Below are 9068 nucleotides of genomic sequence, written 5' to 3' on the forward strand. Positions count from 1 at the left end.
ATGTTCGGAGCGGTTGCCACAGAGTTGGCGTTGCGAACTCGCGGCGAAGCCGCGAGTTCGGCTTTTTCCCCACGTTTTTGCTTAGTGAGGGACCGAAGTCGTTCGAGGGACGACGTCCCTCGTGATGACGAGAGAGCTTCGCTCTCTCGAACCAGTCCCTCATACCATGCGAACGGGCCGCTTCGCGGCCCGTGAGCAGACGGGGGGTCGCCCGCGGCGACCCCCCGACGGAAAAAGTGGGTTCTAGTCGTCGCCGGGTGCGGCCGCGCCGGAGTCGCCCGTAGAGACGCCGGTGCCGGGGCCCACGTCGATTCCGAGTTCGTCGAGTTTCTCGTCGGGGACGACGCCGTCGACCCAGTCGCGGACCTCGTAGTACTCGGCCTTCAGCTGGTCGAGTTCCGCGAGTTCGCCCTCGCTGGCCCCCTGAGCGGGGATGGCGTTCTCGTTACCTTCGACGAAGCGGTCGGGCAGGTCGTCGTCGTCGCCGTCGAAACCGGCGAGGTTGTTGTAGTACCGTTCCAGGTTGTAGATCCGTTCGCCGGCCAGCATCAGGTCCTCCTCGCTCACGTCGAGGCCGGTCATCCCGCTGTACTGCAGGACGTACTCCTCGATGCCCTCCGCGAAGGCGTTGAACTTGCAGATGTCGAACGAGTCGCTGATGGCGTGCATGTCCTGGAAGGTGGCACAGAGTTCACCTTTCCCCTCGGGGTCGTAGGGATCGACCTTCTGGGGGACGCCCAGAATCTCGGCCGCGGGCGTGTAGCCGCGCAGGTGGCAGGCGCCACGGTTCGAGGTGGCGTAGCCGATGGCCATGCCCTTCATACAGCGGGGGTCGTAGGCGGCCATCGACTGGCCCTTGACGGCCAGGGAGTTCTCGTGGGCGTCGAACGTCTCGGCCAGGTGGTCGGGGCCCTCGGCCAGGTGGTCCGCGAAGTCGGTCTCGCGGTGGCCGACCCGCTCGATGAGATCGATCATCTCGTCTGCGTCGCCCCACTCGATGGAGTCGTCGAAGTCGAGTTTCCCCTCCTCGATCATCTCCATGGCCATCGCGATGGTGTTGCCGGTGTCGATGGTGTCCATCCCGAGGTCGTTACACAGGTCGAGCATGACCGCGATGCGGTCCCGGTCGTGGTGGCCCGAGTTCGGCCCGAGCGCCCACGCCGACTCGTACTCGTAGGACTCCATCCGAACGTTCATCTCCTCGCCTTTGTGCATCGCCTGGACTTCGACTTCCTTCTTGCAGGCGACCGGACAGGAGTGACAGGTGGGCTCGTCGACGAGGATGTTCTCCCGGACGTTCTCCCCACTGACCTTCTCCGAGTCGATGATCCGCTCGCCGTCGCCCTCGGCGTCGGACATCGACTTCGTTGAGGAGTAACGGCCGTTCTTCGTCGGCAGGCCGTCCATCTCCTCGGTGACGTTCATCAGGACGTTCGTGCCGTACAGCGAGAGGCCGCCCTCGTTGGGTGCAGTCACGTCCGACTCCTGGATCACCTGCATGGCCTGCTTGTGGCCTTTCTTGAACGTCTCCGGGTCCGCCGGCTGGGGCATCTTCGTCGTCGACTTGACGACGACGGCTTTCAGGTTCTTCGACCCCATCACACAGCCGGTGCCGCCGCGGCCCGAGGCGCGGTCGTCCTCGTTGATGATGCAGGCGTACTTGACCTCGTTCTCGCCGGCCTGCCCGATGGCCATCATCGAGAGGTTCTTGCCGTAGGCCCCCTCGACCTCCTCTTCCAGCTGGTCGCGTGTCTCGTGGACACCCTTGCCCCAGAGGTGGGAGGCGTCACGGAGTTCGACTTCGCCGTCCTCGACGACGGCGTACACGGGCTCGTCGGCGCGGCCCTCGAACAGCAAGCCGTCGAAGCCGGCCCACTTGAGCCGCGCCCCCGACCAGCCGCCGTGGTGGGAGTCCGTAACCGTCCCCGTGAGCGGTGACTTCGTGCAGATGGCGATCCGGCCGCTCATCGTGGTTTGAGTCCCCGTAAGCGGCCCGTTCATGAACGCGAGCAGGTTGTCCTCGCCCAGGGGGTCGACCTCGGGCCCCTGATCGAAGACGTACTTGCCGCCGAGGCCGCGCGCGCCGATGTACTTCTCCGCGTCCTCGTCGTCGATACCCTCGTACCGTACGTCACCCGCGCTCAAATCGACGCGAGCGACGTTGTCGTGGAATCCTCCTAGATCTGTCATAATTTAACGTCCTACGATTGTATTAGGGCCGTAGCGTGTTATTCGTTACCAGCACCACGTAACTGGTACCAGTTACAGCAACGTGTATAAATCGCCGTCCATATCCGGTGAAATTATTGCCTGGTGGCCGTCCGTGTCGGCCGACGGGAGCAATATGGGAGACGATGACACACACTTCGGGGGAGCACAGATACAGCGACGCGACGTGTTGCGGACGGGGGCGACGGTCGCCGGGGGTGTCGGCGTGCTCGGTGCGTCGGGCGTCGGCCAGTCGGTCGGTGGATCGGCCGCCGGAGCGGGCGAGACGTACCGGTTCCTGTGGCAGAATCTGTGGTTGCTCAACGGGATCGTGGGCAACGACACGGACATCGCGAAACCGGCACTGCAGGAACGAGCCAGCGAATTCGGGGATCGTCTCGCCGGGAGCGACATCGACGTGGCCGCGCTCTGTGAGGTCTTTTCCTCGGAACAGCGCGAGACGATCCGGGAGCCAGTCGAGCGGGCGGTCGACTACGAGATCGGGCCGCCAGCCGAGTTCGAGAAGTCGAGCGGGCTGTACACGCTCGCGCTCGGTGGTCCCGAAATCGTCGCGATGGAGCGCACGGAGTTCGACGCGGACGGCTACGAGCCACGCGACGCCGACGCGTGGGCCAAGAAGGGCGTCCTGTACACGCGGCTGGACTTCGGAGCGGGGCAGGTCGACCTGTTCACGACGCACCTGCTGGCGGGCGGGGGCATCCCGTACGTCGACCTGAACCCGTTCTCGGACCCGCCGACGCCAGCCGAGTACCGGGCCGACCAGCTCGCGGAACTCCGAGCGTTCGTCCAGTCGGTCGAGGCCGACCACGACCCGGACAATCGCGTCCCGACCGTCGTCGCGGGCGATTTCAACGTCGGGGCCGGCGGCGGCGAGTACGGGAAACTCACCGCGGTCCGGGACGACCTCGGCCTCGCGGACGCCTGGCTCGGGTACGCCGGAGGGCCAGGGGGGACGAACCGCACCGCCATCACCGACGGCTGTGCGTTCGAGCCGGCCGAGAGTCCGCCCTCCTACTGCGACGGGGGTGCGGGCGGCGACCGCATCGACTACGTGTTCGTCGAGCCGACTCGGCCGAGTCACGCCTCTCGGCTGTCGATCGAGGCCATCAAACGGCGGGTGTTCTGTCGGCAACTCGCACCGCCGGACCAGTTCTACGCCGACGACGCCGAGGAACGGCCGAACTACCTGACCGACCACGTCGGGCTCGAACTCGACTGGACGCTCACGCCGCGGTGATCGCGACCCGAGGAGACTTGTTCCTCGGGCGACCAGCCCTGGGTATGCAGCGGCCGTCCGTCGTCAGTGGGACCGGTCCGGCACGCGCTGTACCTGTCATCGTGTACGCGGCGGTCGTGCTGGTGGCCTCGGTCGCGGATCCGCCTGCCGGCGGGCTGACACCGGCCGGGCCGCTCGGCCTCGTCGGCGTGGACAAGTGGTTGCACGCCGTGGGGTACGCGACGCTGACACTGCTGGTCGCGTACGCGCTGTCGGGGGCCACGAAGCGCTGGCCCGCGGTCGCCGTTGCTGTCGCGGCGATATACGGTGCCGGGATCGAAGTCGTCCAGTCGGTCCTGCCGTTCCGTTCGTTCGACGTGCTGGACGTGCTGGCGAATACGTTGGGCGCGCTCCTGGTCGGAATCGTCGTCTCAGTGGTGTCGCGCCGTTCTGAAGCGGCCTGAGGCCGAAGAGCGGGACAGGACTAGAGGCCGAGGTAGACTTCCATCAGTTCGTTCTCGTCCGAGAGTTCGTCCGGCGAGCCGTCGAAGGCGAGTTCACCCGCGACGAGGATGTTGACGTGATCGGCCAGGCGGAGAGCTGCCTTCACGTTCTGCTCGATGAGGACGATACGTGCCCCGCGGTCGACCAGTCGTTCGACGAGTTCGAAGGCGTCTTCGACGAGCGCCGGCGAGAGTCCCGCACTCGGTTCGTCGAGCAGGAACGTGTCCGCACCCGTCATCATCGCTCGACCGAGACTCACCATCATCTGCTGTCCGCCCGACAGTGACGACGCTCTGTCGCCCAGTTTGTCTTCGAGCGCCGGGAACGCGTCGAGGACCGCCTCGCGGCGACGCCGATACGCGTCCGCATCCGAGACGGTGAACCCACCGACGCGGAGGTTCTCCTCGACCGTGAGTGTCCCGAAGACGCCGCCGCCCTGTGGAACCGTCGCGATCCCCTCGCGGACGATCTCGTCCGGTTTGGCGTTCGAGAGGTCCACGTCGCCGTAGGTGATCGTCCCGTCCCAGATCGGGACGCTGCCGTTGAGCGTCTTCAGCAGCGTCGACTTCCCGCTGCCGTTGGGCCCGAACAGACAGGTGATCCCTTCGTGTGACTGGATATCCACGTCGTGGATGACCTCGTGGTCGCCGTAGCCCGTCACGATGCCGTCCGCCCTGAGGACCGGTGGGTCCGAGTCGCCTCTCCTCGTCTGTCGTGGCGTGTCGGCGCTCATATCGGCACCTCGTCCTCGTCGGCCGAGCCGAGATAGGCCTCGCGAACGCGGTCGTCCGTGCTGACCTCGTCGAAGGTCCCCTGGACGATGTGCTGGCCCTGATCGAGTACCGACACGGTGTCGACGATCTGTTTGAGGACGTCCATGTCGTGTTCGATGATCAGGAACGTCGTCCCATCGTCGTTGAGGTCCCGCAGATGGTCGAGGATGCGATCGGCCAGCGCGGGGTTGACGCCGGCGGTCGGCTCGTCGAGCAGGATACACGCCGGATCGAGCATCAGCACGCGACCCAGCCCGAGCAACTTCTTCTGACCGCCGCTCATCCCACTGGCGTCGTCGTCGGCGATGTGGTCGATGTCGAGGAACTCGAGGATCTCCTGTGCCCGCTCGTGTTCGTCGACGGATTTTGGCGTCTGGACCGCCAGCATGTTCTGCCGGACAGTCATGTTGCCGAACGGCGCGGCGATCTGGAAGGTCCGACCGATTCCCTGGCGGGCGATCCGGTGGGAGTCCCAGCCGGTGATGTCGGTTCCCTCGAAGGTAACGGTGCCCGCGTCGGGCGTGTAGAAGCCCGTGAGCGAGTTGAAAAACGTCGTCTTCCCGCTCCCGTTCGGGCCGATGATCCCGCGGATCTCGCCGCGGTCGACGCCGAGCGTAATCCCGTCGTTCGCGGTCAGTGCGCCGAACCGTTTCGTCAGCCCGTCGGTCTGGAGTAGTGTCTCGGACATGCTTACAGGATGTTGAACTTCTCGGCGAGTTCGCGCAGGTTACGTTTGACGTCCTCGCGGCCGACCTCACCGCGGAGGATGCCGACGACGCCACTGGGGGCGAACAGGACGATACCCATGATGAGCACCCCGATCAGGGGCAGGTACAGCGTCGTCTGCCCCAGGAACAGCGAGGTCATGCGATTGAGCAGGAAGATCAACACGCCGCCGATGATGGGGCCACCGATGGTGCCCAGTCCGCCCAGCAACGCCATGATGATCATCTGGTCGGTGATGATCGGCGCGAGCACGTCGTTGGGGTGGACGAACGTGATGTAGTACGCGTTGGCACTCCCGAACAGCGCCGCGATGGCACAGGAGAGGACGTACACGCGACGCTTGATCTTCGTGGCGTCGATGCCCAGCGACTGGGCGGCGTCCTCGTGGTCTCGGATGGCTTTCACCCGGAACCCGAACTCGCTGTGCTCGAAGAGCCAGTACGCGAGCGCGATGGTCCCGAGGGTCAACACCAGCATCAGGTAGTAGAAGAACATCTCGTCGGGCCATCCCACCAGCGGGATCCCGGCCGTCCCCGGGCCAGTCGGGATGGTCATGCCGTACGTCCCGCCAGTAATCTCGATGATGAGCGCGAGTTCCTTGATCGCTTCCGCGAACGCCCAGGTGGCGATGGCGAAGTAGGCTCCCGAGAGTCGGAGTGTCGGGACGCCGACGGCGTAGGCCAACACCGCGCAGAACACGCCCGCAATCAGCAGGCCGGCGACGAACGGCAGTTCGAGTTCCGTCATGACGATCCCGGTGACGAACGCGCCGGCGCCGAAGTACGCGCCGTGGCCAAAGTCCAGGTAGCCGGCGTAGCCGCCGATCATGTTCCACGACTGGGCCAGGCCGACCCACAGCAGGACGCCCAGCGCGATGCGCGTCCAGAACGTGTTCAACGCGAGCGGCAACACCGTCAGAAACAGCGTTCCGGCGGCGAACAGCCAGAGATGTGCGTCGTCGCGGTCGAGGAGCGCCTGAATGCGGTTTCGGATCGACAGGTCGTTTTCTGCCCCCACGTCAACTCACCTCTCCCTTGCCGAGGAGTCCTTCGGGTCGGACCAGAAGGAGCACGTAGATCATCCCGAACAGGACGAAAAACACCAGTTCGCCGCCGATGTAGACGGCGGTCAGTGACTGGGCCAGTCCGAGGACGAGTCCGCTGATAATGATTCCGGGCAGGTAACCGAGTCCTGCCAGCACGATCATGAAGAACGCGAAGGCGGTGTACTGCAGGCCCATGCCCGGGCCCGCCGAGTAGATGAGGCCGATGAAGACTCCGCCGGTCGCCGTCAGACCGGCGTAGACGCCGTAGGCGATCGACTGATAGCGGTTGATGTTGACGCCCATCAGGCGGGCGATGTCGCGGTCTTCGGCGATGGCCCGGATAGCCGTCCCACCGGTCGTTCGGTAGAGGTAGTACATGAACGCGACGAGTGCGAGGACGCCCACGACGGCCGTGACGACGCGGACTTCCGGGAAGGTCCCGATCCCTGTGACGTCGATGCCGCCCTCCAGCGTCTTCGTCGGGACGGCGCGCGTGTTCGGACCGAAGATTGTCAACACGGACCCGCGCATGAATATCGCCAGCCCGAACGTGAACACGAGCCCCATCAACAACGGCATCGGTCGGTCGCCGGTCGTCACGTGGTGCAAGAACGGCTGGACGATCATGCCCACGAGGAAGAAGGCCACGAAGGCGAGGGGGACGACGAACAGGCCCTCACCACCGACCACCGGTGCCACGATGGCGCCCATGAACGCCCCGAGCATCACGTACTCACCGACCGCGAAGTCGATAATCTCGAGGACGCCGAATACGAGCGCGAAGCCGACCCCGACGGTCACGTAGATACCGCCCAGCAGCAAGCCGTTCACGATCGACTGTCCGAGGAGTTCTGTGCTGACCATCTTCGGTCACTCCTCGACGGGATAGTTGGCGGGCGACGCCGAGTCCGCCGACCCGACGACCACCGCCTTGTTGTCGTCCTGCAACTGGATCGGCAGAGGACTGGTCGAGGTGTTGTTGTGGTAGAACTCGCCTTCCTTGTCGAAGGTAACGTCCCCGTAGAAGGTCTCGACGGAGGCTCCTTCGATGATCTCGACGAGTTTGCTCTTCTGTGTGTCCGAGAGCGGCGGTGCCGCGCCCAGTTCTTCGAGCGCCTGCTGGTAGACGACACCCGCCGCACTCGACGCGGCCTGGGTGTAGTCCGGGTCGCTGTCGTACTCGGCCCGGGCCGCCTCGGCGTAGTCGGCGGCGGAGCCGAACAGTTTCCCACCGCTCCGTTCGAGGTCGGGCATCCAGACGGTCGCTCCGAACGTCCCCCGGGCACCGTCGCCGAGTCCCTCCTTGAAACTGGACGTGTTCACACCGTAGTGATTGAAGAAGCCGTCCGGGTCGTAGTTCAGCTGATCGGCCGCCTTCAGGAGGCTCACGTGACTCCCGATGTGCCCACCGTGGAAGTGGAGGTCGGGATCCTGGCTCTTGGCGCTACTGACGACGTTCGTCCAGTCCGTGTCCGACGGGTTCAGGTCGTAGGCCAGTACCTCGACGCCCTTGTTCTCGGCGGCGTCGCGCATCGCGCTCGCCGTCGCCTTCGAGAACGGCCCATTGACACCACTGACGTAGACTGACTCCGCAGCGGGATCCAGCGACAGAATCTCCTCGGCCGCCCGCTGCGCGATGAGCGTCACCGTCGGGACCGTCCCGAACGTATGCTTGAACTGCTGTTCCCAGATGCGTGGCGACTCCGCGCTCCCCGAAATGTGAGGCGTCCGGTTTTTCTCCATGATCGGGGCCACGGCCAGCGTGACGTTGCTGGAGTACGGGCCCAGGACGGCGTCGACCCGCTCACTGGAGATCATCCGCGAGGCCGCGTCTGCACCGGTACTCGGATCGGACTTCGCGTCAGCGTAGGAGAGTTCGACCTCGTAGCTGCTCCCGTCGATGTCGATGCCGCCGTTCTCGTTGACCGTCTTCTTCCAGAGGTCGTACCCGCGCCGGGTAACCTCACCACCGAATCGAAGATCGCCCGAGAGCGACGTCACGACGCCGAACTTGAACTTGTCGCCACCTCTGTCGGAACCGCCACCCACACAGCCGGCCACGCCCGCAACACCCACCGTACCCGCAAGGCCAGCCGCTTTCATGAACTGTCGTCGATTTTTTACTGTCTTGATGTTCTCTCGCATGCCTGCCACCCTCTTTTGCATCTCTCTATATAATACTTTTGAAAATTTGGACTATGTTCAGGATTTAGTTGTAATATAGGACTACAAACAACCCCATTTGCGTCCTGACAACTCGATTAATAACGAACCGAGGGGAACGAGTTGGACACACGTTCAGCCACGCACGGGTCGACCAACTTGGGACGGCGTTCACTCACGCGGCCGCGTCGAGCGGAAGCCGTCGACAAGGTTGGATAGAGTACGAGATAAAGACAAAAATATGGATCAGTTCCGAAATATTATTGTTATGGGCGTCTATCGTTCGAACCAATGTTCGATTACTACGGCGTGGAAGCCGACCTGTCCGAAGAAGAGCGGATGATCCAGGAGTCCGCTCGCGAGTTCGTCGACGAGAAAGTGCGGCCCGACATCGGCGAGCACTGGATCGAGG

The 9068-nt window shown here is 64.4% G+C and carries 8 protein-coding genes and 1 pseudogene; 3 read left to right on the plus strand and 6 right to left on the minus strand.

All coding sequences use genetic code 11. The features are described from left to right. Nucleotides 1–243: 243 nt before the first annotated feature. Complete coding sequence (locus tag EAF64_RS17090; protein WP_129070189.1) at nt 244–2190, minus strand: aldehyde ferredoxin oxidoreductase family protein; 1947 nt, start codon at nt 2188–2190, stop codon at nt 244–246. A 154-nt stretch (nt 2191–2344) separates the two neighbouring features. On the opposite strand from EAF64_RS17090, the gene EAF64_RS17095 reads away from it, so the two are divergent. Continuing rightward, nucleotides 2345–3466 carry an endonuclease/exonuclease/phosphatase family protein gene (locus EAF64_RS17095; RefSeq protein WP_129070190.1) on the plus strand — a complete coding sequence of 374 codons (1122 nt, stop codon included), beginning with the start codon at nt 2345–2347 and terminating at the stop codon, nt 3464–3466. Nucleotides 3467–3510: 44 nt separating this feature from the next. Then, on the plus strand, nt 3511–3909 hold the full coding sequence (locus EAF64_RS17100) for a VanZ family protein (protein WP_129070191.1): 399 nt from the start codon (nt 3511–3513) through the stop codon (nt 3907–3909). 20 nt (nt 3910–3929) lie between these two features. On the opposite strand, the gene EAF64_RS21485 is transcribed toward EAF64_RS17100, so the two are convergent. Genes EAF64_RS21485 through EAF64_RS17120 form a run of 5 tightly spaced genes read right to left on the minus strand, consistent with a single transcriptional unit; the run spans nt 3930 to nt 8638 of the window. Further along, a complete protein-coding gene (locus EAF64_RS21485; RefSeq protein ID WP_227739031.1) occupies nt 3930–4682 on the minus strand; it encodes an ABC transporter ATP-binding protein in 753 nt (250 codons plus the stop codon). Continuing rightward, nucleotides 4679–5410 carry an ABC transporter ATP-binding protein gene (locus tag EAF64_RS21490; RefSeq protein ID WP_227739032.1) on the minus strand — a complete coding sequence of 244 codons (732 nt, stop codon included), beginning with the start codon at nt 5408–5410 and terminating at the stop codon, nt 4679–4681. The genes EAF64_RS21485 and EAF64_RS21490 overlap by 4 nt, the downstream gene beginning before the upstream one ends. Nucleotides 5411–5412: 2 nt before the next feature. Next, nucleotides 5413–6465 (minus strand): branched-chain amino acid ABC transporter permease, encoded by a 1053-nt coding sequence (locus EAF64_RS17110; RefSeq protein ID WP_129070192.1) that lies wholly within the window; start codon nt 6463–6465, stop codon nt 5413–5415. Between the two features lies 1 nt (nt 6466). After that, nucleotides 6467–7357: a branched-chain amino acid ABC transporter permease gene (locus EAF64_RS17115; RefSeq protein ID WP_129070193.1), complete on the minus strand. Its 891-nt coding sequence runs from the start codon at nt 7355–7357 to the stop codon at nt 6467–6469. 6 nt (nt 7358–7363) lie between these two features. Next, entirely contained in the window at nt 7364–8638 is a 1275-nt protein-coding gene (locus EAF64_RS17120) for an amino acid ABC transporter substrate-binding protein (RefSeq protein WP_227739033.1), read from the minus strand. A 309-nt stretch (nt 8639–8947) separates the two neighbouring features. On the opposite strand from EAF64_RS17120, the pseudogene EAF64_RS17125 reads away from it, so the two are divergent. Beyond that, nucleotides 8948–9068, plus strand: a pseudogene (locus EAF64_RS17125) (acyl-CoA dehydrogenase); the annotation flags it as partial.

This window comes from Halorientalis pallida (assembly GCF_004118325.1).
Classification (GTDB): domain Archaea; phylum Halobacteriota; class Halobacteria; order Halobacteriales; family Haloarculaceae; genus Halorientalis; species Halorientalis pallida.